Origin of the sequence: Microbacterium sp. NPDC087591 (genome assembly GCF_044743625.1) — a bacterium.
Classification (GTDB): Bacteria; Actinomycetota; Actinomycetes; order Actinomycetales; family Microbacteriaceae; genus Microbacterium.
The window spans coordinates 1,432,274-1,457,540 of the sequence record NZ_JBIUWU010000001.1 but is presented as its reverse complement, the minus strand read 5'-3'; the positions used below and the strand labels follow the sequence as shown (position 1 = coordinate 1,457,540).

Annotated in this window: 22 protein-coding genes; 14 read left to right on the top strand and 8 right to left on the bottom strand. The window is 69.6% G+C overall.

Annotated features, from left to right (window positions below):
• Positions 1-103: 103 nt before the first annotated feature.
• Positions 104-2,275: an alpha-galactosidase gene (locus ACIOVG_RS06780; protein ID WP_400870617.1), complete on the bottom strand. Its 2,172-nt coding sequence runs from the start codon at positions 2,273-2,275 to the stop codon at positions 104-106.
• Between the two features lie 82 nt (positions 2,276-2,357).
• Here ACIOVG_RS06780 and ACIOVG_RS06775 point away from each other — a divergent pair, with 82 nt between their 5' ends.
• The 3 genes from ACIOVG_RS06775 (at position 2,358) to ACIOVG_RS06765 (ending at position 4,701) form a co-directional block, all read left to right on the top strand.
• Positions 2,358-3,545 (top strand): ROK family protein, encoded by a 1,188-nt coding sequence (locus ACIOVG_RS06775; RefSeq protein ID WP_400870614.1) that lies wholly within the window; start codon positions 2,358-2,360, stop codon positions 3,543-3,545.
• Between the two features lie 100 nt (positions 3,546-3,645).
• Positions 3,646-4,047, top strand: a complete 402-nt coding sequence (locus tag ACIOVG_RS06770) for a DUF6153 family protein (protein ID WP_400870611.1) — start codon at positions 3,646-3,648, stop codon at positions 4,045-4,047.
• A 75-nt stretch (positions 4,048-4,122) separates the two neighbouring features.
• Positions 4,123-4,701: a DUF305 domain-containing protein gene (locus ACIOVG_RS06765; RefSeq protein ID WP_400870608.1), complete on the top strand. Its 579-nt coding sequence runs from the start codon at positions 4,123-4,125 to the stop codon at positions 4,699-4,701.
• A 108-nt stretch (positions 4,702-4,809) separates the two neighbouring features.
• Here the strand turns inward: ACIOVG_RS06765 and ACIOVG_RS06760 are convergent, their stop codons facing one another.
• On the bottom strand, positions 4,810-5,535 hold the full coding sequence (locus ACIOVG_RS06760; protein WP_400870605.1) for an SGNH/GDSL hydrolase family protein: 726 nt from the start codon (positions 5,533-5,535) through the stop codon (positions 4,810-4,812).
• 55 nt (positions 5,536-5,590) lie between these two features.
• Here ACIOVG_RS06760 and ACIOVG_RS06755 point away from each other — a divergent pair, with 55 nt between their 5' ends.
• On the top strand, positions 5,591-6,121 hold the full coding sequence (locus tag ACIOVG_RS06755) for a cytochrome C5 (protein ID WP_400870602.1): 531 nt from the start codon (positions 5,591-5,593) through the stop codon (positions 6,119-6,121).
• 4 nt (positions 6,122-6,125) lie between these two features.
• Here ACIOVG_RS06755 and ACIOVG_RS06750 read toward each other — a convergent pair whose 3' ends face one another.
• Positions 6,126-7,127, bottom strand: a complete 1,002-nt coding sequence (locus ACIOVG_RS06750) for a magnesium and cobalt transport protein CorA (RefSeq protein ID WP_247628644.1) — start codon at positions 7,125-7,127, stop codon at positions 6,126-6,128.
• A 471-nt stretch (positions 7,128-7,598) separates the two neighbouring features.
• Between ACIOVG_RS06750 and ACIOVG_RS06745 the strand changes: the two genes are divergently transcribed.
• Positions 7,599-8,825, top strand: a complete 1,227-nt coding sequence (locus ACIOVG_RS06745; protein ID WP_400870598.1) for an ATP-binding protein — start codon at positions 7,599-7,601, stop codon at positions 8,823-8,825.
• 79 nt (positions 8,826-8,904) lie between these two features.
• Here ACIOVG_RS06745 and ACIOVG_RS06740 read toward each other — a convergent pair whose 3' ends face one another.
• Genes ACIOVG_RS06740 through ACIOVG_RS06730 form a run of 3 tightly spaced genes read right to left on the bottom strand, consistent with a single transcriptional unit; the run spans position 8,905 to position 12,106 of the window.
• A complete protein-coding gene (locus ACIOVG_RS06740) occupies positions 8,905-9,927 on the bottom strand; it encodes a Gfo/Idh/MocA family protein (protein WP_400870595.1) in 1,023 nt (340 codons plus the stop codon).
• Positions 9,924-10,928, bottom strand: coding sequence for a Gfo/Idh/MocA family protein (locus tag ACIOVG_RS06735; RefSeq protein WP_400870593.1), 1,005 nt, complete (start codon positions 10,926-10,928; stop codon positions 9,924-9,926). Before ACIOVG_RS06735 ends, ACIOVG_RS06740 begins: the two co-directional genes overlap by 4 nt.
• Positions 10,925-12,106, bottom strand: coding sequence for an ROK family protein (locus tag ACIOVG_RS06730; RefSeq protein ID WP_400870590.1), 1,182 nt, complete (start codon positions 12,104-12,106; stop codon positions 10,925-10,927). The genes ACIOVG_RS06735 and ACIOVG_RS06730 overlap by 4 nt, the downstream gene beginning before the upstream one ends.
• 188 nt (positions 12,107-12,294) lie before the next feature.
• Here ACIOVG_RS06730 and ACIOVG_RS06725 point away from each other — a divergent pair, with 188 nt between their 5' ends.
• The 8 genes from ACIOVG_RS06725 to ACIOVG_RS06690 all read left to right on the top strand — a co-directional run bounded on the left by ACIOVG_RS06725 (position 12,295) and on the right by ACIOVG_RS06690 (position 21,892).
• A complete protein-coding gene (locus ACIOVG_RS06725) occupies positions 12,295-13,536 on the top strand; it encodes an ABC transporter substrate-binding protein (RefSeq protein ID WP_400870587.1) in 1,242 nt (413 codons plus the stop codon).
• Positions 13,537-13,606: 70 nt separating this feature from the next.
• A complete protein-coding gene (locus ACIOVG_RS06720) occupies positions 13,607-14,512 on the top strand; it encodes a carbohydrate ABC transporter permease (protein WP_400870584.1) in 906 nt (301 codons plus the stop codon).
• Positions 14,509-15,417, top strand: coding sequence for a carbohydrate ABC transporter permease (locus tag ACIOVG_RS06715; protein WP_400870581.1), 909 nt, complete (start codon positions 14,509-14,511; stop codon positions 15,415-15,417). The genes ACIOVG_RS06720 and ACIOVG_RS06715 overlap by 4 nt, the downstream gene beginning before the upstream one ends.
• Positions 15,418-15,436: 19 nt before the next feature.
• Complete coding sequence (locus ACIOVG_RS06710; protein ID WP_400870579.1) at positions 15,437-16,471, top strand: NAD-dependent epimerase/dehydratase family protein; 1,035 nt, start codon at positions 15,437-15,439, stop codon at positions 16,469-16,471.
• Positions 16,471-17,532, top strand: coding sequence for a dihydrodipicolinate synthase family protein (locus ACIOVG_RS06705; RefSeq protein WP_400870576.1), 1,062 nt, complete (start codon positions 16,471-16,473; stop codon positions 17,530-17,532). Before ACIOVG_RS06710 ends, ACIOVG_RS06705 begins: the two co-directional genes overlap by 1 nt.
• 20 nt (positions 17,533-17,552) lie before the next feature.
• A complete protein-coding gene (locus ACIOVG_RS06700; protein WP_400870573.1) occupies positions 17,553-18,554 on the top strand; it encodes a hydroxyacid dehydrogenase in 1,002 nt (333 codons plus the stop codon).
• Positions 18,551-19,603 (top strand): hypothetical protein, encoded by a 1,053-nt coding sequence (locus ACIOVG_RS06695; RefSeq protein WP_400870570.1) that lies wholly within the window; start codon positions 18,551-18,553, stop codon positions 19,601-19,603. Before ACIOVG_RS06700 ends, ACIOVG_RS06695 begins: the two co-directional genes overlap by 4 nt.
• Before the next feature lie 141 nt (positions 19,604-19,744).
• Complete coding sequence (locus ACIOVG_RS06690) at positions 19,745-21,892, top strand: peptidase C14 (protein ID WP_400870567.1); 2,148 nt, start codon at positions 19,745-19,747, stop codon at positions 21,890-21,892.
• A gap of 116 nt (positions 21,893-22,008) precedes the next feature.
• Here the strand turns inward: ACIOVG_RS06690 and ACIOVG_RS06685 are convergent, their stop codons facing one another.
• Complete coding sequence (locus ACIOVG_RS06685; protein ID WP_400870565.1) at positions 22,009-22,842, bottom strand: SDR family NAD(P)-dependent oxidoreductase; 834 nt, start codon at positions 22,840-22,842, stop codon at positions 22,009-22,011.
• An 8-nt stretch (positions 22,843-22,850) separates the two neighbouring features.
• Positions 22,851-23,492, bottom strand: coding sequence for a GntR family transcriptional regulator (locus tag ACIOVG_RS06680; protein ID WP_400870562.1), 642 nt, complete (start codon positions 23,490-23,492; stop codon positions 22,851-22,853).
• A gap of 233 nt (positions 23,493-23,725) precedes the next feature.
• Here ACIOVG_RS06680 and ACIOVG_RS06675 point away from each other — a divergent pair, with 233 nt between their 5' ends.
• Entirely contained in the window at positions 23,726-25,264 is a 1,539-nt protein-coding gene (locus ACIOVG_RS06675) for an ABC transporter substrate-binding protein (protein WP_400870559.1), read from the top strand.
• Positions 25,265-25,267: the final 3 nt, after the last annotated feature.

The following is a 25,267-nucleotide window of genomic DNA, read 5'->3' as shown; positions in this document are numbered from 1 at the left end:
GATCGCCGGGGACACCCCGCCCGCCGGCCCTCGGCCGCGGCGTGTCGGGCGCGGAATCCGAAGTTGTGCACGGGAGCACCGCGCCGTGACGGTGCGGCGAATGTCAGGTGGTGGTGGTGGCGGTGGTGGTGGCGGCCGTCAGATGCAACAGCAGGGCGTTGCCGGGGTTCAGCACGGGCAGCGGGAGCCCCTGCGCGAGCACCGCGCCCGTGACGGTGAGGTCGCCCGACATCCAGGCCGGATCCGCCACCTGATGACGGCCGGCGGCGCCGACCTCGTCGCGCACCCGCACACGGTAGCTCACCGCGGGGTCGAGTCCGGGGATCGGGACGCGGGGGGTGTTCGCGGTGCCGCTGGTCTCGGTGCGCCCCCAGGCGAACACGGCTTCGCGGCGGTCCGCGCTCACGACGCCGTGCAGCAGCGCGCCGTGGTCGACGTCGTCGCCGCGCACCGTGACGCCCGAGTGCAGCAGGCCCCGCAGCTCGCGGTACAGCGCGGTCCAGGCGGCGATCGCCATGCGCTCGTCGGGCGTCGCCGCGGTCAGATCCCACTCCAGGCCGGCGTGCCCGAACAGAGCGGTCGCGGCGCGGAACGAGAAGGAGGCGTGCCGACCGGTGGTGTGCGACACGGTCGGACCCACGTGCGCGCCGAGGAGCTCGGGAGGGAGCACCGTCTGGGTCCAGCGCTGGATCTGCTGACGCTCGATCGGGTCGTTGCAGTCCGAGGTCCAGACGCGGTCGGTGCGGGCGAGCATCCCGAGATCCGCACGACCGCCGCCGCTCGCACACGACTCGATCTCGAGCAGCGGATGCCGTCGGCGGAGCTCGTCCAGCACGCGATACACGCCGAGCGTGTGCGCCCGCACGTGACGGTCGCCGTGCGCGCCGAGCGACGCATGCAGATCGCGGTTGTGGTCCCACTTCACGAAGTCGACGCCGGCGGCGGTGATCACGTCGTCGAGGCGCTCGAGGATGTACGCCTCGACCTCGGGGAGTGAGAAGTCCAGCACGAACTGGTGGCGCGAGGTGAGGCGGGGGTTCTCACCCAGGATCCACTCCGGATGCTGTCGGGCGAGGTCGGAGTCCGGGTTCACCATCTCGGGCTCGAACCAGAGGCCGAACTGCATCCCGAGCCCGTGCACGCGCTCGGACAGGGGCACGAGGCCGTCGGGCCAGACCGTCGCGTCGACGAACCAGTCGCCCAGACCGGCACGGTCATCCCGTCGCCCTCGGAACCACCCGTCGTCGAGCACGAACCGCTCGACGCCCAGCTCGGCCGCCGTCGTGGCGAGGGTCGTGAGGGTGGCGAGGTCGTGGTCGAAGTACACGGCCTCCCAGGTGTTCAGCAGCAGCGGTCGAGGGGTGCGCGGGTGATCCGGACGGGAGCGGATCGAAGCATGCAGCCGTGCCGTGACGCCATCGATGCCCTGGTCGCTCCAGGCGAAGAGCGACTCCGGCGAGAGATACGCCTCGCCGGGCTGCAGCCGCAGCTCGCCCGCATCCGCGATCTCGCCGCCGCCCAGCACCGCGCTGTGCACACCGGCGCCCTCGGGGAGCCGCTCGACCCGCATCTCCTGGTTGCCGCTCCAGGCGAGGTGAGCAGCCCAGACCTCGCCGGTGCGGAAGCGGAAGTCGCAGGTGCCGGCGAGCGTGAGGAAGGAGGCGTCGTGTCCGGGTCGGCCGCGTCGTGAGGAGCGCAGCCACGTGCCGTCGAGGATCCGCGCCCGCTGCGGCTGGCGCTCGTGCGTCCAGCGTCCGGTGAAGTCGACGATCTCGGCCGCGCGTGCGGGCAGGGGGAGCAGGGAGCGTGCCGCCGTGATGTCGACGCGACGGTCGGTGGTGGTGTTCGCGAGCGCGATGGTCGCGTGCAGCAGGCCCGCGGCGTCCAGGATGTAGTGGAACGTCGCCTCGACCGCGGCGGCGGCATCCCGCAGCACGAATCGCACCTCGGCGCCGTCGTGGGCGGCCTCGACCAGTGAGAAGCCGTCGATCACGGCATCCGCCGCGTGCGCCTCGATCGCCGGGGTGCCCGACCATCCGTGCGCGCGTCCGGCGGCGATCGAGAACGACCGGGGGATGTCGAGGGAGCTGTTCATCACGGCGGGGGTGGCGGTCGCCAGCAGCCCGGGGATGTCGGCGTCATCCAGCGCGGCACCCCAGTGCGCGACCGCGGGGATGCCGAAGACGTCCGGGGAGAACACCACGCTGACCCCGCCGTTGCGGAGGTGGGTCGGCGCGGCGGCCTGGCGCTGTGCGTCCGAGTTACTTGACGTCATGAATTAATCATGCGTACTGTCGGGGATGACTGCAACCCGAGCGCGTCCGGCGCGTCAGGTGTGCGGTCGGAAGGACTCGCCTGTGAATCGGATCCCGGTCACCTCGCCCGCCGCGGTCGCGGTGTTCCGTCGCATCCTGACGCACGGCCCCGTCGCCAGGGTCGACATCTCGCGCGACACCGGACTCTCCGCCGCCGCGGTGACGAAGGCCGTGGCCCCGTTGATCGCCGCCGGGTTCGTGATCGAGTCCGCGGATCCGCGCGCGACGGCGACCGTGGGCAGGCCGATCAGTCCGCTCGCGATCGTTGCCGATCGCGCGCATGTCATCGGGATCAAGGTCACCGCGGATCGGACCTATGGGGTGCGGACGGACCTCGGCGCGACAGTGCGTGCACGGGCCGACGAGGAGAACGCCGGGTCGTCGGTGGCAGCGGTGCGCGCCGCGGTCGTGCGGGTGGTCGATCGCCTCACGGTGGGGGCGGAGGGCCCGATCGGCGGCATCGGGATCGCGGTGTCCGGAGACGTCGATCGCGCGGGTGGGCAGGTGCGGGACTCCGCGCTGCTCGGCTGGCGGGGCGTGTCCTTCGCGCGGATGGTGCAGGAGGCGACCGGCATCCCGACGCTGCTCGACAACGACGTGCGCGCGCTCACCACCACGGAGCTGCTGTTCGGAGCAGGGCGGGATGCGGAGTCGTTCGCGGTCGTGACCATCGGCACCGGCACCGGATGCGGGCTCTATCTGAACGGCCGGGTCGTGCAGGGGGCCTTCGGCGTGGCGGGCGAGATCGGGCACCTGCCCTTCGCTCCGGCGCACCTGCGCTGCCGCTGCGGACGTCAGGGGTGCGTGGAAGCGGCGGCCTCGACCGCCGCGATCCTCTCCCTGGTGCGAGAGGGGCGCGGTCAGCCCGATCTGGCGATCGGCGATGCGTTCGCGCTCGCGCACGCCGGAGACCCGGTCGCGCGCGGGGTGTTCGCGCAGGCCGGCAGGGTGATCGGCACAGCGCTCGCTGCGGTGGTGAACCTCACAGGGCCCGAGCTCGTCGTGTTCGCGGGTGAGAACGTCACCGAGTACGGGCTGTACGAGGAGCACCTGCGCGCGGCCTTCGCCGAGTACGCCTTCGGGGCCGCGGGTGACTGTGCGATCGTGCTGCGCCCGCATGCATTCGAGGATTGGGCGCGGGGCGCCGCCGCGTGCGTGATCGAGGAGATCGCGAGCGGGGTCGCTGCGCCCGCGCCTCGGGAGGAGATCTCGGCCTCGGGAGGAGCCTGAGCCGAGGATCCTCCTCCCGACACCGAGATCTCCGCCGGACGCAGGATGCTGCGGCTGCCGCATCCTGCGCTCGAATACCCCAGGAGGGTATGCTGTGCGCATGAGGGGACGGCGATGGATGCAGGGCACACTGCTCCTCGTCGTGCTCGTCGCCGGGGTCGTGCTCGGCATCGTCGGGATGCACGCGCTCGACCGGCACGGCACGCACTCCAGCGGAACGGGGCAGGCCGCGGTCGCTCATGCGGAGCACGCGAGTGCGCCGTCCGTTCCCGCAGGCGACGCGGTCGGTCAGCCCGACTGCGCCGACTGCGGTGGTGGCCACTCCTCGATGTGGATGGTCTGCGTGCTCGCGTTGATTGCCGCGGTCGTGCTGTTGATGCGCCCTGTCGGCTGGACCTCGGCGCCGCCGATGCGCGCCCGCGTCGCCCACCTCGTCGAGTCCGTCGTCGCGGTGCGCGCCCGCGCGCCCTCCCTCGTCGTCCTCTGCATCAGTCGCAGGTGAGATGCGCCGCCTTCGGGCATCGCATCCCCGCGCGCCGCGCCCGCGGCCGCCACCTCCGACGAAAAGAGAACTGACATGACCATTCGACCTGCGGCTGCGGCCGCTCTCCTCCTCACCGGTGTGCTCGTGCTCTCCGGCTGCACCACCACGCCCGGCGATCACTCCTCCATGCCGGGGATGGATCACTCGGCATCCCCCGCCGCGGGTGATGCCGACGTGATGTTCGCCTCGATGATGATCGTCCACCACCGACAGGCGGTCGAGATGTCGGCCCTGATCCTCGACAAGGACGGGGTCGACCCGCGCGTGACGGATCTGGCCGAGCGCATCCAGGCGGCACAGCAACCCGAGATCGAGCAGCTGCAGCGCTGGCTCGATGACTGGGGTGTCGCCGCCGACGACGGGGCGGGCATGGACCACGGCGACGGGATGATGACGGACGACGACCTGGCTGCCCTCGACGCTGCTCCAGGCCCCGAGGCATCTCGCCTGTTCCTGGAGCAGATGATCGCGCACCACGAGGGGGCGATCGAGATGGCGCAGGAGCAGATCGCCGAGGGGCGTGACGCGGATGCGATCGCCCTGGCGCGGGCCATCGTGGAGGCGCAGGGAGCCGAGATCGCCGAGATGACCGGGATCCTCGCGACGCTCTGACTCCCCTTCGGGAGGAGTCCTCGGTCTCGGGAGGAGCCTGAGCCGAGGATCCTCCTCCCGAAGCGGAGACCTCCGCCTCGGGGCGTGTGCGCCGGGCGGAACGCCGCGTCAGACTCGCGCGGCCTCGACCTGCGCCGCGAGCGCCCCGAGGGTGCGCGAGCGCGTCGGATCGGGGCGGATGCCGAGAGCCCTCGCGAGCTCGACGGCGAGGGCGGCGTGGCCGGTGGCGTTGGTGTGGAAGGGGTCGTTCATCAGACCCCACGGCACCCCGCCGCCGCCGAGCTCGGTGAAGCGGGCGAGCTGGTCGACCAGGATCACGTCGTCGCTCGCGGCCACCGCGCGCACCGCAGCGGCGAACTCCGCGAGTCGGGCGCGCTCAGGAGCGTTCGCGGAGTCGATCGACGGCGGGGTCTGCAGCACAGGGACGGCACCGAGCGCCCGCACCCGGGAGACGAACTCGTGCAGCGACGCCGCGTAGTCCTCGGCCGAGATGATCGGCCACACGCCACCGGTCGACATGTCGTTGGTACCGATCATGAGGGTCACCACATCGGGCCGCCACGACGAGACCCGGCGCTCCCAGTCGCCCAGGATGTCGACGATGCGGTGGCCGCTGATGGCCGAGTTGATGACGATGTCGCGCACGCGCTCGAGCTCCCCGCGGATCAGCTCGTGCAGGTGCTCCGGGTAGCTGCGTCCGCCCTGCGTGTGCACGAGGCCGTGCGTGATCGAGTCGCCGGTGATGACCCAGTTCAGCGGTTCGGCGCCGGCGAGGGCGTCGGCGAGACGGCGGAGATCGGATGCGGCGGAGGCGGGGGAATCGGCGTTCGGCACGGTGTCGAGCCTATCGGCCGCCCCACTCCGGGCCCGGATGCGAAAGACTGGTGTCATGACCTCGCCTGTGCTCGACGCCCTTCTCGCCCGCATCGTCGAGAGCGGCCTGCTCGACGAACCCGTGGCCGAGAACGATCTGGTCTACGGCAAGGCGAGCATCGATGCCGCGGGAACCGTGGTGACGGTGAACGTCGACCCCGAGCTGGAGGATCACGGGGATGACGTCGACATCGACGCACTGCTCGAGGCGATGTCGCGCATCCTCTCGGTGAACGAGACGACCTGGCGCGCCGTGATCGATGAGGTCGTCGCCGACATCGAGGAAGCGGTCGACGACGAGCCGGTGATCGAGCAGGTCGAGCTGCGCGACGATCTGGAGGCGACCTCCGTCGTCGTCTTCGCGGATGCCGTGCTGCTGGCCTTCGACGCCCCGCGTCAGTTCCCCGACTCGCGGATCCTGGTGCAGCTGGATGAGGACCTCGAGGTCTCCGGCATCGAGGTCAGGGACCGCGATGGCGTGGAGACCGTCGAGTTCGACAACCTCGACGATCTCCTCGACCACATCAGCGGCCCCGACGAGGACTGACCCGTCACAACCACTTCTTGTACTTGAAGACCCCGTAGAGGGCGACGGCGAAGGCCGCCATCGCTCCGAGCGCGAGCGGGTAGCCGGCGGCCCAGTGCAGCTCCGGCATGACGTCGAAGTTCATGCCGTAGACGGTGCCGACCAGCGTCGGGGCGAAGATGATCGCCGCCCAGGAGGAGATCTTCTTGATCTCGTCGTTCTGGGCGAGGCTCACCTCGGACTGGCGCCGTGCCACCAGCGCGGACTGCACGGTGAGGGCGTTGTCGAGGATCGCGCGGAATGAGTCCACGCGCTCGTTCACCCGGATGGTGTGGTCGAGCACGTCGCGCAGTGAGCGCTGCAGCTCCTCGTCGATGCGGTACTTGTCGGAGCCGCGACGCAGCCACTCCAGCATCCCGGTGAGCGGATGCACCGCGCGCTGGAAGTTGATCACCTCGCGCGACAGCTCGTAGATGCGGCGCGAGAGCGCGTCGTCATCGCTGTCGCCGAACAGCTCGTCCTCGATCTCGTCGATGTCGTTGAGGAGCCCGGCCACGATCGGCTCGTAGCCGTCGACCACCTCGTCGAGGATCGCGTAGAGCACCGCCTCCGGCCCCATCGCGAGCAGCTCGGGGTTGGCTTCCATGCGCTGGCGCACCGCGACCAGGTTCGGCGACTCCGCGTGCCGGATCGTCACCACGAAGTCGGGGCCGATGAACAGGTGCAGCTCGCCGAACTCCACCGACTCCTGCTCGTCGCGGTAGCGGGCGGGCCGCAGCACCGCGAACAGGGTGTCGCCGTAGCGCTCCACCTTCGAGCGCTGGTGTCCCGAGAGTGCATCCTCGACGGCGAGCGGATGCAGATCGAACTCGCGCGCGACCGATTCGACTTCCTGCGGGCTGGGCCGGTAGAGGCCGATCCACGCGGTGCCGCCGACCGAATCCATGATGCGGTAGGTGTCGTCGAGGTTCTTCGGGGTCTCCACGCGACGTCCGTGGACGTACACGCCGTTGTCGATGAGGGCCATGATCAGGCTCCGTTCTCGCGCGCACACGGCCGCTGAGGGTCGTGCGCAGAATTCGTCAGGGGGCGGATGACGCCGCCGACGGCTGCGGAGAAGGACGTGCGATCGCGGAGCGGAAGCTCAACGGGCGATCACAGGGAGTCGCGACGCAGCGGTGGCGGCGTCGTAACTATCATCGGACATCGCCATCACCGCCTTTCGGACTCTCCTCGGGTCGCTCGACCCAACGCTTCAGCATACGCCTGGTTCCTGAGCATCCGCACTCCGGGCCCGGAGGCCCCTCAGATCTGCGGCCGATTCGCACTTCTGCGGCCTCTCGCGCAGGAAGTGGCCGCAGAAGTTGCGTGTGGCCGCAGAACTCGCGGTAGGCGCGGGCCGGGGGATCCCTCACTCCTGGGAGTGCGCGACGTTTGCTCGTCTTAGTACGCTTTATTAGAAGCAAATAAAGCCATCTAAACCTCCTAAGGAGGATTCGTGGACAGCATCCTGAACCCCTACACGCCGAACGCTGGAGCTTCTCCGGAGATCATCGTGGGGAGGGAGGAGCAGACCCGCGGTTTTCGTACCTTGCTCGCCCGTCTCTCGGCAGGGCGGACGCACCAATCCATGGTGATCGTCGGATTGCGGGGAGTGGGGAAGACCGTCCTTCTCAACGAGTTCCGAGAGATCGCCTACGCGGCAAGGTGGGAGGTCATCGAGCTGGAAGCCAGTAAACACGACGACGCGCGGTTCCGTCAGACGATTGCGACACTGTTGAAGGCTTCTCTGTTGCGGATCTCGCCACGAGCTCGATGGAGCGATGTGGGACGGCGAGCGGCCGAGGTCATCACCGCCTTCTCGGTGGCTGTCGATCAGCAGGGCAGTTGGTCGATCGGCTGGGATGTCGACGCGGCCGAGGGGCTGGCCGATCACGGTGAGCTGGCGATGGACCTCAGCGATGCACTCGTGGCTGTCGGGGAAGCGGCGAAGGAGAAGGGCCGCGGAGTCGCGATCTTGATCGACGAGGTCCAGTTCCTCACACAACGGCAACTCGAGGCTCTCATCCAGGCGATCCACAAGACCGTTCAGCGGAAGCTGCCGATCACGTTCGTGGGAGCCGGACTTCCCCAGATCGCTGAACTCGCCGGTGATGCGAAGTCGTATGCCGAGAGACTCTTCCAGTTCCCGCGCATCGACTCCTTGGCTGCCGCGGATGCGCAGAAGGCGATCACTGAGCCGGCGGAGGCCGAGGGGGTTCGCTATGAATCGGATGCCGTCGATCTCGCCTTCCAGATAACGCAGGGGTACCCGTACTTCATCCAGGAACTCGGGTTCCAGGTCTGGGAGATCGCCGAACAGAATCCGATCACTCGTAGCGACGTCGAATTGGCACGGGAAGCGTATGAGGACAAGCTCGACAGCTCGTTCTTCCGAGTCCGTCTGGATAGGGCCACACCCCTCCAGACCGCGTACATGCGGGCGATGGCTGAACTGGGTCCTGAACCTCAGAAGGCAGATGCTGTTGCCCGTCTGATGGGTCGAGAGTCAACTCAGGTCGGCCCCACCCGTGCAGAACTCATCGACATGGGGTTGCTGTTCACACCGGAGCACGGCTACGCCGCCTTCACGGTGCCCGACTTCGACAAGTTCATGCTCCGAGCAGTGCCGACGCTCGTGGTCCCTGAGATCAAGAAGCGCGCACGCAAGAAGCCCTCTTCTTGATCTGCGTCGCCTCTGAGTTGATCTGCGTCGCTTCTGGGTTGCTGACCCAGAGGTGGCAGGCTCGAGGGTTCCGCGGGGGTCAGAGCCGGACGACCTCGCCGCCGCGCGCAGCGGATGCCTGCGCGGCCTTCACGATCTCGACGGTGCGGATGCCGACGCCGGCGTCGGGCTGCGGCTGACGGCCCTCGCGCACCGCGGCGACGAACTCCTCGAGCAGCAGCGCGTCGAGGTCGGCGCCGACCGGGTCCCAGGTCTCGCCGTGGGCATCGTGGCCGGCGACGCCCTTGGCGAAGGGGCTGACGGTGACGGTGCCGCGCTCCGCGACGATCTGCAGCGTGAGTCCGCCCCAGGTCGGCGAGCTGAGCGGCCAGCTCCACGAGCAGTCGATCGTCGCGATCACGCCGCTCGGGTACTGGATCGTGACGAGCCCTCCGGTCTCGACGGCGAGGTCGCGCTGCGCGTGCAGGATGCTGTTCGACACGGCTCGCACGGACTGCGCCCGCTCGCCCAGCAGCTCATCGAGCAGATCGGCGCAATGCACGACATGATCGACGAGCGCTCCGCCGCCTGCCAGCTCCGGATCGGTGAACCAGGCGCGGTCCTGGGGGAGCGTGCCGTTGTTGATGCCGGTGACACCGAGGATGCGGCCGAGGCGTCCGCTGCGCAGCTCGCCGATGGCATCGCGCACGGCCGGGGCGAAGCGCACCGGATACGCGACCATGAGGATCACGCCCGCCCGCTCGCACGCGGCACGCATGGCCTCGGCGTCTTCGACGGTGGTGGCCAGCGGCTTCTCGCACAGCACGTGCACGCCGGCGGCGGCCGCGCGTTCGACGAGGGCGCGGTGGCGCGAGTTCTCGGCGGCGATCACGACCGCGTCGGGCTGCCAGGCGAAGGCCTCGTCGTAGGTGTCGACGTAATCGACGCCGAGCTGGGCCGCGAGTTCGGCGCCGCGGGGTGCATCGTCCGGCGCACCGGCACCGTCGGGGTCGGCGGCGATGAGCTCCACGCCCGGCATGGTCTTCAGTGCGTGCACGTAACTGAGCGCATGCGTGTGCGCGAACGACAGGACGGCGATGCGCAGCGGGGTGGCGGCGGTCATCGGGTGGCCTCCTCGGCCTCGGAGACGGGTAGGGAGATCGCGGCGCCCGCGGCGATCGACGCATAGGCGGCTTCAGCGACGGCGACGGCCTCGATCCCGTCGGCCGGGGTGACCAGGGCATCGCGTCCCCCGCGGATCGCCGCCACGAAGTCGGCGATCTCGGCGTAGTACGGGCTCTCCTGCGGCGACATCGGCGGCAGGTAGTCGGCGGCGGTGCTGTCGAGCACGGCATCCGTACGCAGCGTGTGGTCCTCGGCGCTGTCGTAGCGCAGACGGCCCTCGGATCCCGCGACTTCCACGCTGGTGCGGAACGGCATGCCGGGTGCGACCCAGCTGCCGTGGATGTGGCTGATCACGCCGCTGCGGTGCGTGAGCACGACGTGCGAGGTCACGGGGGCGGGCACCCGATCGTCGACGGTCGGCGGGTTCTGCACCGCGTAGACCGACGTGACGGGTCCGGCGAACCAGATCGCCTGATCGATGTCGTGGATCATCAGGTCGCGGATGAGTCCGCCGCCGGCGCTCTCGGAGAAGAACCAGGGGGTCTGCGGCGCGGAGCCTGAGCGGCTGAAGCGCTGCACCGCGACCGTGCCGATGCGTCCCGCCTCGATGCCCTGCTTGATGCGCCGGTACTCGCCCATGTAGCGCACCACGTGGGCGGGGAAGAGGCGCACACCGGCGTCGGCGGCGGCCCGCGCGACCGTCGCCGCGATCTCGGCGGTGGCGGCGAGCGGCTTCTCGCAGATCACGTCGCGGCCGCGGGCGATCGCGCGCAGGGCGAAGTCGGCGTGGGTGCTGCTGGGAGTCACGATGTCGACGATGTCGACCAGCTCGATCAGCGCATCGACGTCGTCGACGACCGTGAAGCCGTACTCCTCGCCGATCTCCTCGGCGCCGACCAGGGAGGTCACATAACAGGCCGCGCCGAGTGCGCGCCAGGCGTCGGCGTGCACGCGCGAGATCCCGCCGGCGCCGATGAGTCCGACCGTCAACGTGCTCACTTGCTCTCCTCGGGGGAATCGGGGGACGCCGCGGATGCTGCGGAGTCGTGGGGCAGCGGAGTGATCGGCGGCACGGGCATGTCGTCGATCCGGTAGATCTGGCCGGAGTGCCGCTGGAACGCATGCACGAGCGCGCCATGCGCCGCCGCATCCGCACCGAGGCGTGCCTCGGCCAGCGGCACCTGGAACGGGAGGCCGAGGTGACGCGGCAGCGCGGTGCGGAGCGGATCGAGGAGCTGTTCGTGCGCGGCGGAGAGGCCGCCGCCGATCACGATCATCGCCGGGTCGACCGTCATGATCAGGGTCGCGATGCCGTGGGCGAGCTCGTCGATGAAGGCGTCGAGCTCGCGCTGCGCCTCCGGGTCGCCCGCCCGCGCCGCCCCGAACACCTCGGCGGCGGTCGGCGCCGTGCGCCACGTGATCTGACCGGTCTCGGTGTCGAGTCCACGGAAGGCCAGGCGGCCGATGTCTCCTGCGGCATTGTGGATGCCGCGGCGGGGGAGCCCGCCGAGGATCAGGCCCATCGCGATGCGGTTGCCGACCGACAGGTAGATCACGTCGTCCACGAGCTGGGCGACGCCCAGGTGGTGCTCGGCGACGGCGGCCAGACGCACGCCGTTGTCGACCGCCACGGGGCATCCGAACGCCTGACGCAGCTGGGCGCCGATGTCGACGCCCGACCACTCGGGGATCACGACCGAGGTGGTCACGCGCCCGGAGTCGTCGACGATGCCGGGCAGCGAGACGCCGATCGCCCGCACGTGCGAGGCCGGGATCGACGAGGAGGCGAGTGAGCGACGCACGTCGTCGATCACGGCGGCGAGCTTCGCGGCACCGTCGTCGTGCGCGGCGACGCCGGGGTAGCTGTGCTGGGCGACCACGAGTCCTGCGAGGTCGGCGAGCACGACCCGCACGCTGGCCACGCCGATATCGAGGCCGACGACCGTGCCGGCGGCGGAGTGGAAGGAGTAGCGACGCGCGGGTCGACCGGCGCCGACGCCCGCCCGGACGGGGCTGTCGATGATCGTGCTCGAGTCGCTCAGAGCGGTGACGGCGGTCTCGACCGAGGTGCGGGAGACCTCGAGGGATCGGGACAGCTCGTTCACGGTGGCGGGCCCGACGTCGCGGAGGTGCAGCGCCGATCGGGTCACGATCGACAGCGGGTTCAGCACGACCATGTGCGGTCCTTCCTTCTTCGCCGTCTCCGGGTGCGATCAAAATAGCACACCGCATTTTTGAATCAACAGATGTTGTTCGCAACGCGGAAACACAACCGTAACAACGTCATGCGAATCTGCACTTGACCAATTATCCCACGCTGGTGTCATAATAAGACGACCCAGCACGGCATTAGCAAAGGAGCACCATGCGCGTCAGCAGATTCACCGGCGTCGCCGCAGGCATCGCGGCCGCCACGTTGTTGGCCGGATGTTCGGCCGGCGGCGGCAGCGCCCCGTCGGGGGAGCAGGACATCACCGTCTGGCTGTACCCCGTGATCGCCGATGAGGCGGTGCACAAGGACTTCTGGGACACGACCATCGCCGCGTTCGAGAAGGACAACGAGAACGTCACCGTGAAGTACGAGATCTTCCCGTGGGCGAATCGCGACGAATCCCTGCAGACGGCGATCGCCGCCGGCAAGGGCCCGGACCTCGTCTACCTCGTGCCCGACCAGCTCGCGGCGTACCAGAAGTCGATCCTCCCGCTCAACGATCTGCTGAGCGAAGAGCGTCAGGGTGACCTGCTGCCGAACGTCAAGAGCTCGGTCACGATCGACGGCGACCTCCTCGGCGCTCCCGTGCTCACCAGCGCTCAGCCCCTCATCTGCAACGCCGCGGCGTTCGAGGCGGCCGGTGTCACCGAGTACCCGGAGACCTGGGATGACATCATCGAGATGGCGCCGAAGTTCACCGAGAAGGGGATGTACGCCCTGAACTACCCCGCCTCGGCCGAGAACACCCTCAACCTCACCTACTACCCGCTGCTGTGGCAGGCCGGTGGCGAGGTCTTCACGAAGGACGGCGACGTCGGCTTCGACAGCACGGCCGGTGAGCAGGCGCTGACCTTCCTCACTGACCTGGCAGAGTCCGGCGCCCTCGACCCCGAGGCGCTGACCACGAACGTCCCGCTCGAGCAGACCGCGATCGCCCAGGGCAAGGTCGCCTGCACCTGGAACAACGGCGTCACCGAGGTCGCTCCGTTCTGGGGCGAGGAGAACGTCAAGGTCCTCGCGCCGCTCACCGACAAGGAGACCGTCGCCTACGGCACGGTCGGCTCGCTCTCGGTGCTCAAGGGCTCGAAGGCCCCCGAGGCTGCGGCGGCCTTCGCCGAGTACGCGACCAGCGCCGACGTGATCGAGCCCTACCTCACGGCGGCCGGCTACTTCTCGGCACTCAGCACCACCGAGCCGCTGTACGCGGATGACCCGCTGCTCGGCGAGGTCGAGAAGTACGTGCCCGACACGACGGTGGGCGAGCTCAACGCCAGCTCGCGCGCTCTCATGGGCGTGCTCGCTCCGGAGATCCAGGCGGCTCTGCTCGGCCAGAAGGCGCCGGCGGACGCCCTGAAGGATGCGGCGGCCGCCGCGGCACCGCTGCTGAAGAAGTAAGCATGACCGGGGGCGTGCGGGAATCCGCCGCGCGCCCCCTCCCTCCTTCTCTCCTGAGAGGCATCGACTGATGACGACCGCAACCACGGTGAAGAGGCCCGCAGGCCGCGTGACCAGGGTGCTCGCCCGGCGGGAAGCCCGCGTGGCGTTCCTGTTCGTGCTCCCCGCCTTCCTCCTGTTCATCGCCTTCCGCTTCGGGCCGAGCATCGTCGGCGTCGCGCTGAGCCTGTTCGACTACGACATCACCGGCGAGATCGCCTGGCGCGGTCTCGACCACTTCCAGCGCCTGGTCGCCGATCCGCTGTTCTGGCGGGCCCTGGGCACCACGGTGATCTACACGCTCTTCGCCGTGCCGATCTCGCTGGTGCTCTCCACCGTGATGGCCCTGGGTGTGCGCCGGGCGTTCCGCGGAGCCCGGTTCTTCCGCTCGATCTTCTTCCTGCCCGTCATCACCTCGCTGGTGCTCGCCGGCTCGATCTTCGTGTGGATCTTCTCGGCGAACGGCCCCTGGTCGGCGCTGATGACCCCGCTCGGGCTGGGCGGATCGTGGCTGGGCAGCACGGTCCTCGTCATCCCGGCCATCATCGTCGTGGGCGTCTGGTCGCGATTCGGCTACGGCATGATGATCATGATCGCGGCCCTGCAGGACGTGCCGCGCGAGCTCGAGGAGGCCGCGCTGGTCGACGGCGCGAACGCCTGGCAGCGCTTCCGCTGGATCGTGCTCCCCTATCTGCGTCCGACTATCTTCTTCCTCGCGGTCATCGAGACCACCGCGGCCTTCCAGGTCTTCGACGTGATCTACGTGATGACCCAGGGGGGACCTGCCAACGCCAGCTACTCGCTCGTCTACCTGCTGTACGACCAGGGCTTCCGCTACTTCGACTACGGCTACGCGGCCGCCGTCGGTGTCGCGCTGTTCATCATGACCCTGGTCGTCGCCCTCATCCAGCGCCTCGTGATCGGAAAGCAGAAATGACCGCTCTCCTGCAGCCGCCGTCCGCGACGAAGACCCCGCCGGTCCCCTCGCCGTCGTCGAGGAAGCGCCGTTCGTTCCGCGCACTCGAGCCCACCGGCTGGGGCGTCGCGGTGCGCTGGGTCTGGCTGAGCCTGGCCGGCATCCTCAGCTTCTTCCCGTTCTACGCCATGGTCGTGCTGAGCCTGAAGCCCGGCAAGGTCGTCGAACTCCCCGGATCGCTGCTGCCCTGGACCGACATCTCGTTCGACGCCTACGAGCAGGTGCTGGCGGGGCAGAACATCCTCGGATGGCTCGGCAACACCCTCATCTACTCGCTGGTCTCGGTCGTCGCCGTGCTGTTCCTGTCGGCGCTCGCCGGCTACGCCTTCGCCAAGAAGCGCTTCCGCGGCAAGGAGGTGATGTTCTGGTCGTTCCTGGCGATGGTCATGGTGCCGTTCCACGTCACCCTCATCCCGACGTTCATCCTGATGGCCAACCTCGGCGGCGTCGACACCTACTGGGGGCTGATCCTGCCCTCGCTCGCGAACGCGCAGGCCGTGTTCCTGATGCGACAGTTCATCCAGGGCCTCCCCGACGAGCTGTTCGAGGCGGCCCGCATCGACGGCGCCGGGGAGTTCCGCATCTTCCTGCGGATCGTGCTGCCGCTGTGCAAGCCGATCCTCGCGACTCTCGGGATCTTCGTGTTCCTGTGGCACTGGAACGACTTCCTGTGGCCGCTCATCATCGCGAAGTCCAACTCGATGTTCACACTCACCGTCGGCATCTCGTCACTGCAGCAGCAGAACGTCCCGCTGAGCACCATGCTCGCCGGGTCCGTGGTCGCACTGCTGCCGATCTTCCTCGCGTACCTCATCGCTCAGCGGTACGTGCAGGAAGGCGTCGCCGGTACCGGGATCAAGGGCTGAGAAGAAGGGAAAGCACGACATGACTCAGCACGAATTCACCTCAGAGGCGGAGCTCGAAGAGGTTCTCGCCACCCCGAGCCCCGGGCTCGTCGCCGACCTCGCGCGCGGAGCGGGGGACCTCGTGATCCTCGGCGCCGGCGGCAAGATGGGCCCGACGCTGGCGATGCTCGCCCGCCGCGGACTGGACGCCGCAGGCCGTCAGCACGACACCGTCTACGCCGTCTCCCGCTTCGGAGACGCCGCGATCCGTGCGCGCCTGGACGCCGCAGGGGTGAAGGTCGTCTCGTTCGACCTGATCGAGAACGACGACTTCTCGTCGCTGCCGGATGCCCCGAACGTGGTGTTCATGGTCGGCGCGAAGTTCGGGGCCGCCACCAATGCCTCGTGGGCATGGGAGGTCAACGCCGCGCTGCCCGACCGCGTGGCCCGCCGCTACCGTGACAGCGCGATCTCGGTGCTCTCCACCGGCAACATCTACCCGTTCGTGCCCGCCTCCTCGGGCGGAGCATCCGAAGAGGTCGCCCCCGCGCCCATCGGGGAGTACGCGCAGTCGTGCCTCGGACGCGAGCGCGTGTTCGAGTTCGGCGCGCAGGAGCGCGGCACGAAGGTCGCGATCATCCGCCTGAACTACGCGGTCGATCTGCGCTACGGGGTGCTCGCCGACATCGGCAGCGCCGTGTACGCGGGGGAGCCCGTCTCGGTCGCGACCGCCAACGTCAACGTCATCTGGCAGGGATATGCGAACGAGGTCGTGCTGCGCAGCCTGGTGTACGCGTCGACCGAGCCGTTCAGGATCAACCTCACCGGGCCCGAGCTGCTGAGCGTCGAGTCGATCGCTCGCCGCTTCGGCGCACTGTTCGACCGAGAGGTCACGCTGGTCGACGAGCCGCTGCCGACGGCGCTGCTCAGTGACGCGCGCCGGTGCATGGCGCTGTTCGGCTATCCGTCTGTGCCCGCCGAGTCGCTCATCCGCATGCAGGCCGACTGGATCGCGGGCGGGCTGCCGATGACGGCCAAGCCCACCAAGTGGGCCGTGCGGGACGGGAAGTTCTGATGGCGGTACCGACCCTGCGCCCCGAGGCCGCGGCCACCCTCGCCCGCGGCACCGTCGTCCCCGCGCATCCGCTCGCACTCACCCCCGACCGTCGCCTCGACGAGCGTCGGCAGCGCGCGCTCACGCGCTACTACCTCGACGCGGGTGCCGGCGGCATCGCGGTCGGGGTGCACACGACGCAGTTCGAGATCCGCGACCCGGAGCATGCGCTGTTCGAGCCGGTCCTCGCGCTCGCCGCGGAGGAGATGGATGCCCGCGCGAGCGCCGATGTTGTGCGCATCGCCGGGGTCACCGGAGGCACAGCGCAGGCGGTGGCCGAGGCCGAGCTCGCTCGCGACCTCGGTTACGACGCCGTGCTGCTGAGCCCGCGTGTCGACGGAGCCGATGACGCGGCGCTCCTCGATCGGGCTCGCGCGGTCGGCGAGGTCAGCCCGCTCATCGGCTTCTACCTGCAGACCGCGATCGGCGGCCCCGTGCTCGACCGCGAGTTCTGGCGCGAGTTCGCGTCGATCCCGGCGGTTGTCGCGGTGAAGGCTGCGCCGTTCGACCGGTACCGCACACTCGAGCTGGTGCGCGGTGTCGCCGCCTCCGGCCGTGCCGACGAGATCGCCCTCTACACGGGCAACGACGACGCGATCGTCGCCGACCTGCTCTCGGAGTTCCACGTGGACTCCCCGTCCGGACCGCGCACGCTGCGCTTCGTCGGCGGACTCCTCGGGCAGTGGGCGGTCGGCACCCGCGCCGCCGTCGCGCTGCTGGAACGCGCACGTCGGTCGATGGAGGGCGACGCCGACGCGTACCGCGAGCTCGGACTCCTCGCCTCCGACATGGTCGACGTGAACCAGGCGGTGTTCGATCCCGGTCATGACTTCCACGGCGTGATCGCGGGAGTGCACGAGATGCTCCGGCAGCAGGGGCTGCTCGACGGCGTCTGGTGCCTCGACCCGGACGAGGGGCTGTCGCCGGGGCAGGCTGAGGAGATCGCGCGCGTGCGTGAGGCCTACCCGGCGTTGAACGACGACGCCTTCATCGCCGAGAACCTCGACGCATGGCTGCGCTGAGATGAGCCGAGAGGGATGACATGAGTGCACCGAGCATCGTCGCCGTGGTCTCCGCCGAGCTGTTCGCGGAGTTCTTCTCGGATGCCGACACCGCGCGGCTCCACGCCCTCGCCGCGCAGGCGGGCGGATCGTTCGTGCGTGTCGACCGCCTGGCCGACGCCGTGCTCGACGAGGTCCGCATCGTCATCACCAGCTGGGGCGTCGGACCGCTCGATGCGGCCACGCTGTCGGCCCTGCCGCGACTGGAGCTCGTGGCCCACACCGGTGCCTCGCTCAAGGCCTTCGTGACCGAGGAGCTGTTCGACCGGGGCGTCGCCGTGACCCAGGCGGGTGCGGGGATGGCGCGCCCGGTGGCCGAGGTGTCGCTCGCGTTCACGCTCGCGCTGCTGCACCGGGTGCCCGAGATGCACAACGCTCTGCGCGAGGGCGGAGGTTGGTACGACGCCGAGACCGCCGGCGTGCAGCACGAGATCCTGGGCGCGCCGATCGCCGTGATCGGAGCCTCCCGCACGGGACGTTCGTACCTCGCGCTGATCCGTGCGCTCGGCGCCGAACCGCTGCTGGTCGACCCCACCCTCGACCCGGCCGCCGCCGCCGAGCTCGGAGCGGAACCCGTCTCGCTCGATGAGGCGCTGCGCCGCGCCCAGATCGTCGCGGTGCATGCGCCGACGCTGCCCGAGACGCACCACCTGATCGGTCGCCGCGAGCTGGCGCTGATGCGCGACGGCACCGGCCTGGTCAACACCGCCCGGTCGTGGCTGGTCGACGAGCAGGCGCTGATCGAGGAACTCCGCACGGGCCGCCTGAGCGCCGCGATCGACGTGTTCGACGAGGAGCCGTTCTCCGCCGACCACCCCTTCCGCTCCCTTCCCGGTGTGCTGCTCACCCCGCATCGCGCGGCCGGAACGGCAGAGGGCCGGCGTCGACAGGGGCACATCGTGACCGACGAGGTCGCCGCCTTTCTCGAGGGTCGCCCGCTCGTGCACGCGATCGATCGCGACCAGCTGTCCTCCATGGCATGACCGGCTCAGCGCTGCGCGTCGCGTTCGCGGGGCTCGCGCATTCGCATCCCTCGACGGACGCAGCCAACGTGCGCGCGCTCGGGGCCGAGGTCGTGGCCGTGCATGACACGGATGCGCACGCGAGCGCCGAGTTCGCCCTGCGCTTCGGCGGGGCCGCTGTCGGTTCGGTGCAGGAGCTGCGCGCGCTGCGCCCCGACCTCGTGATCGCGACGCCGCGGCCGCAGGAGGTCGTGCCGCTCCTGCGCGCGCTCGCGGTCGATGCCGCAGATGCCCCGGTGTTCCTCAACAAGGTCATCGCCGCGACCACCGGGCAGCTCGCCGCCCGCGACCGCGCGATCGCCGCCGGCCGGAGCGCGGTCGGCACGAGCTCGCCGCTGCGGTTCGCCCCGGCGCTCACCGCCTTCGCCGCGCAGGTCGCCGCGGCCGAGGTGCTGAGCATCCGCGTGCGCGCCCAGCACGACAGCGCCGCGTTCCAGCTGCCGGGTCGCGCCTGGCAGGACGACCCGCATCTCGGCGGAGGGACCCTGGTGACGGTCGGCGTGCACGCCTGGGAGATGCTCGACGTCGTGCTTCCCGGAGCGGAGCTGCGCGCCGGGCGCGGATGGACCCGCCGGAGCACCGGATCGACCACGCGTTCGGAGGATGCGGCCGGCGTGAGCGGGCTGCTGCGTGTCGCAGGGCGGGTGGACGAGGTGCCGGTGGAGGTGCTGGTGAGCGGGGTGCCCGGCCCTGACGCGTACGCGGTCGAGCTCGTCACGGCATCCGGCATCCGCTCGGTCGTGCTTCCGATGGATGATCCGAACGAGTCGCTCGGATTCCACGGCCTCGTCGGAGCGCTGCTCCGCGCCGCCGCTCGGGGCGAGGTCGTGGCGCCGTGGACGCGGGCGCGGACGGTCGTGGCGAACACGATCCGCGCGGCGGAGGCGGCGCGCACTCAGGCCCCCTGGGTCCCTGAGCCTGTCGAAGGGCCGCCCCGCCCCTGGGCTCCTGAGCCTGTCGAAGGGCCGCCCTGTCCCTGGGTCCCTGAGCCTGTCGAAGGGCCGCCCTGACTTCGTCGCGACCGCAAGCAACGAGCTTCCGGGCATCCGCTCGGACACGGAACTGGGGATCTGGGGACTGACCGGAGAACGCGCCCCGGCCGGACACGGCGGGCGCACGACCGCGGCGACGACGCCGCAAGGAGGATCACCATGACGTATCAGGAGAACACCGAGACCGCGGCTCTTCGGAGCCGGAGGATGCTGCTCGCCGGATTCGGCGCCGCGGCGCTGGGCGGAGTCGCCGCCGTCGCCACGACCGGGCCCGCCCAAGCGGCCGGACCCCTCGTGCCGCAGAGCTCTGCGGGCTCGGCGTCGGTCGCGGGCGTCGGCACCGCATCCGATCTCGCGAAGCGCAAGGGCAAGGCCGGAGAGCTCGTGCGCACGGCCGGCTATGCGACCGCCGGCGACGGCGGCGACGGGCTGTACCGCTTCGTGAAGAAGGATGCGCCGGACGTCAACGGCGGCACCGTGCTCGCCGCCCGCAAGGAGGGCGTCTGGGTGCTGGTGCACGCGGGGGTCGTGGACTTCCGGCAGTTCGGCATCGCCGACGCGTCGACACCCGCCGACGACGCCCTCGACGCGATGGTGGCCGACGCCGCGATCCACCGGATCGAGGCGCACACCGACCTGAACTTCGTGCGCCGCCACCGTTTCACGCGCTCGAACCTCGCCTTCGATTTCGGCAACCACCTCATGACGACCGACGGCATCGAGAACGCCCCGAAGGACGACCCGTTCGCTGCGGTCATGTTCTTCCGCGGCGAGGTGACCGATGCTGTGCAGGAGGCGCGCCTCGGGGAGGACGTGCCCGACCTGGCTGACGTCTTCCCGGTCGCGGACTCCTCGTTCTTCTCGGTGGGCACCTGGTATGCCGCCGAGGTCAACGCTCTGTCGGGGCGGTGGGAGCGCGAGCTGCAGCGCCTGGTGCAGGTGACGCAGATCGTCGACGGCACGCACATCCGCATCAACTACAAGAACGGCTGGCCGCTCGGCAAGGACCGCACCATCACGTGGCGTCGGGTCGTGCCAGTGCACGACGTCACAGTGTCGAACCTGAAGTTCCTCGGCACCGGGACCGACGAGTACACCGGGTCTCACCCGTTGGCCTTCGAGTACGCGGTGCGCTGTGACGTCGACCACATCGACGGCACCGGCACCTTCTGGCCGCTCATCCAGCGTCGGTGGAACACCTACTTCTCGACCGAGAGCTGCACCCTCACGAACCCGACCTCGGTCACCTGGGGCGGCGCCGGCTACCTGACGCAGCAGATCTACTGCCTCTACGGCTACGTCGCGAACTGCCACACGTCGAACGCGCGCCACCTGAACGACTTCACCGCGAGTGCCTACTGCCTGGTCGAGAACTGCCATGGCGACGGCGACGACCAGGGGCCGTTCGTCACTCACGGACAGTACGAGCACGACCTCACCTACACCGGCAACTCGGGGCTCATGACGTTCGCGAACTCCGGCGCCGCCTGGGGCTCGGCGGCGAAGCGCATCACGGTGCGCAAGCACGTGTGCTCGTGGTTCGTGGCCCGCGTGCGCATCACCGACCTCACGCTCGAGGACGTGCAGGTGATCGGCAAGCCGTCGCTCGCAGGGTCCGGGATGCTGTGGATCAACGCCGACGGCGCCCAGCTGCGCGGATGCACGGCATCGGACACGCTCATCATCACGCAGGCATCCGACAACTCCGCGCGGCCGACCGTGATCGCCGACTCGCACTTCACCTTCGTCGCGCCGGGGGAGCTCACGAACGCGACCGTGAAGACGCCGGTGACCTTCGTCGACACGGTGCTGAGCGGGGTCGGCGGCATGAAGATCGCGGGGGCGGGAGCGGTGACCTTCCGCGGCTCGACCCTCACCGCGGCGGAGGATGCCGGACCGGTCGTCTCGTCGTCGGAGCGGCTGCGGTTCGAGGGCTCCACACTGCGGAACACCCGGATCGCGGCGGCGCGCGGCGAGGCCCAGACGGTCGAGATCGCGGGCTCGGATGTCGTGAACAAGGGCGGCACCGGGATCTCGCGCACCGGGAGCGGAGCCCTGCACCTGACGCTGTCCGACAGCACGTTCCGCGCGGAGGGCGCTGCCGCCCACGTCGCGATCAAGACCGGCGTCACGCACTACCGCGCCGTGGGCAACCGCTTCGAGGGTGGTGCGGTCGAGCTCGCCGACGGCGCGTTCGGCGCGGAGTCCACACTGCTGCACACCGGCAACGTCGAGTCCGGCGTCGCCCGCACCGCGTTCCCCGTCGAGGGCGACCGCGTGGTCGACACCGCGAACCTCGTGGTCTGAGCCGCACTCGCGCTGGCGGCATCCGCGAGTGCACGGGTTGTTCGCGAGTGCACGACTTCTCAACGCGAAGAAGTCGTGCACTCGGCGGGAAGCCGTGCACTCGGGGACGTGGCGGGCTACAGCCCCACGAGCTCCGCGCTGCGCTGCCAGAGCGACTCGGCCAGGGCGGGGGCGTCGGTCTGCGGGTTCACGCGGTTGCTCAGCACGCGCTCGTCGTAATAGGCGCCCGAGAACCAGGTCTCGTCGGGGATGCCGTCGATGAACCAGCGCAGGTTCGCCCCGCCCCGCTCCGCACTGATGAGCAGGAGTCGCTTGAGCGGAGTGCGGTACACGAGCCGCATGATGCTGGATGACTCGGAGGCGAAGTTCGTGCTCACCGTGCCGGGGTGGAAGGCGACCGCGCGCAGCCCTTCGGCGTGGAACCTCGTGTGCAGGCTCTTCGTGAAGAGCACGTTCGCGAGCTTCGCGTCGCCGTAGGCCTTGTTGGCGCTGTACCTGCGGCGGTTGTCGAGGTCGTCGATGTCGATGTGCCCGAACAGCCGGTGGGCGACGCTCGAGGTGTTGATGACCGCCGCGCCAGAACGCAGCAGTACCGGGAGCAACAGGTTCGTGAGCAGGAAGGGCGCCAGGTGGTTGACCTGCAGCGTCTTCTCGAACCCGTCGATCGTCGGGGTCTGATCGCCGAAGATGCCGCCGGCGTTGTTCGCCAGCACGTCGATGCCGTCCTCGCCCACCTCGGCCGCGATCTGCGCCGCGAGCTCGCGCACCTCATCGAGCCGTGCGAAGTCGGCGACGAAGGGCGTGGCCCCGGTCTCGGCGGCGACGGCCCTGGTCTTCTCGGGGGACCGGCCCACCAGGATCAGCCGGTGGTCCGCATCGGCCAGCTGTCGGGCGGCCGCGGCGCCGATGCCGTCGGAGGCGCCGGTGATGACGATGGTCCTCGGGCGCACGGGGGCGCTCACTCGGCAGACGGGGTGATGCGCTCGACGGCCCTGGTCACGTGTTCCGCGATCACGTCACGAGCGTGGTCGGGATCGCCGCTCGCGATGGCATCCACGATCTGCTGATGGCTGCGCACGTGCTCCTCCTGTTCGGCGGGGTCCAGCGCGGCGTTCGCGGCGTGGAGGAACCCGGCGATGCGTCCGCGGAGCTGGGTGCTCAGCTCGTCGAGGAAACGGTGTTCCGCGAGGTCGGCGAGCGTCTCGTGGAACAGGCGGTCCTGGCGCAGCACCTCGGCGATGTCGCCGGGAGCGGCGGCCGACATGTCCTGGATGATCGCGCCGAGACGGGCGGCAGACTCGGCGTTCCATCGCTCCTGCACGCGGATCGCCATGAACTGCTCCAGTACGATCCGCAAGCTGGAGATCTCCTCGAGATCCTGCGCGCTGAGCTGGGCGACGCGGGCGCCGCGGCGTGGCTCGCGCGTGATCAGGCGCTCCTCGGCGAGGCGCGTCAGGGCTTCGCGCACCGGGATGTGGCTGACGCCGAGCCGGTCGGCGAGCTTGCGCTCCACCAGGCGCTCACCGGGGGCGAGTTCGCCGGAGTGGATGGCCGAGCGCAGCTCGTCAGCGACCTGTTCGGCGATGTTCTGGTCCGACACGCTCCGCACGGTGGCTCTCCTGTCTGTGCCGCGAACCGAGGGGCCCCCGGGCAAGTTCCTGCATCGACCGATGCTATGGCAGATTTGGGGCGGTGGCGGGATGACCCGTCCGGCGAGCGTAACGAGAACGTAACCGCATCCGCCCGATTCGCACTAGACGAAGATGCTGTTTTGCTACATGCTATAGCGAAACCCTTCACTACCCGAAGCACCATCTACCCCTTGGAGGCACCATGTCTCGTCGCCGTGTTCGGCTGGGCGGAGCAGCGTTGCTCACCGTCGCCCTCATGACTGCCGGCTGCAGCAGCACGCCCTCGACTCCCGATGGCCAGGCGCAGGAGGGCGGGACCCTGACCGTCGCCGCCGCGCAGGGCATCCCGCAGCTCAATCCCGCGATCCGCACCTTCGCCTGGGAGGAGGTGCTGTTCCCGCTGCTGTGGAACGGTCTGACCAAGACCGACGAGTCCGGCGAGATCGTCGGCGACCTCGCTGAGAAGTGGGAGGTGTCGGACGACCAGATGACCTGGACCTTCACGCTGCGCGACGGCGTCACGTTCTCGAACGGCGACCCGTTCACGGCGGACGACGCGGTGGCGTCGTTCGAGTACTACCTCGACCCCGAGACCGCGACCCAGGAGAAGAACAAGATCTCGATGGTCACGGATGTCGCGGCATCCGACGACAAGACCGTCGTGATCACCCTCTCCGAGCCGATCGCCACCTTCGCCGCCGGCATCGTCTGGGTCAAGATGCTCGACGTCGACGCCCTCGACACGATCGACAAGGAGCCGATCGGCACCGGTCCGTACATCGTCGACGCCTTCACACCGGATGACAGCCTGACGCTCGTCCCGAACCCCGAGTACTTCGGCGAGGCGCCGGCCCTCGACGAGATCACTCTCGTGAAGGCCGCCGAATCCACGGCAGCGGTCACCGGATTGCGCTCCGGCGACATCGACGTGCTGTGGTCGGTGCCGCAGGGCGACGTCGCCGGGCTGGAAGGCGGTGGCGACATCGCGCTCGTCACCCCCGACAACCCCAGCCAGTGGCCCTCGTGGGAGGTCGACACGCAGTCGGCGCCGTTCGACGACGTCCGTGCGCGCCAGGCTCTCGCCTACGCGACCGACCGGGAGGCCATCCTCGAGGCCGCGTACTACGGGCAGGGCACCGTCTCGCCCACCAACAACGCGCTCGGCGAGGTCAACCCCTGGTTCGGCGGCGATCTGACCGACTACTCCTACGACCTCGACAAGGCCAAGCAGCTGTTCGCCGAGGCGGGCGTGACCGAGGGAAGCACCCTCACCTGGTGGGGCATCGCGGGCCAGTACCCGGAGTGGAACACGAGTGGTGAGATCCTGCAAGCGAGCCTGAAGGAGATCGGCATCACGCTCAAGATCGACAACAACGACATCGGCACCTGGGTCGACTCGTTCTACCCCGCGGGTAAGAGCTTCCCCGGCTACATCGTGCCGAACTTCCAGTCCACTCCGCCGGAGCCCGCGTACTCGCTGAACTTCTACCTCGAGGGTCGCTGCGAGTGCAACTGGGTCGATCCGGACTTCCAGCAGGCGTTCGCGGATGCCGTCGCCGAGCCCGATGAGACCGCCCGCGCCGAGAAGTGGGGCACCGTGCAGACGATCATCAACCAGCAGGTCCCGCTGATCGTGCCGCTGCAGTCCACCGTGGTCACGGCGACCAGCACCACGGTCGACGGCGTGTGGGTCGAGGGTGGCGGACAGCTGCACCTCGAGAACGCGCACCTGAAGGGCTGACGT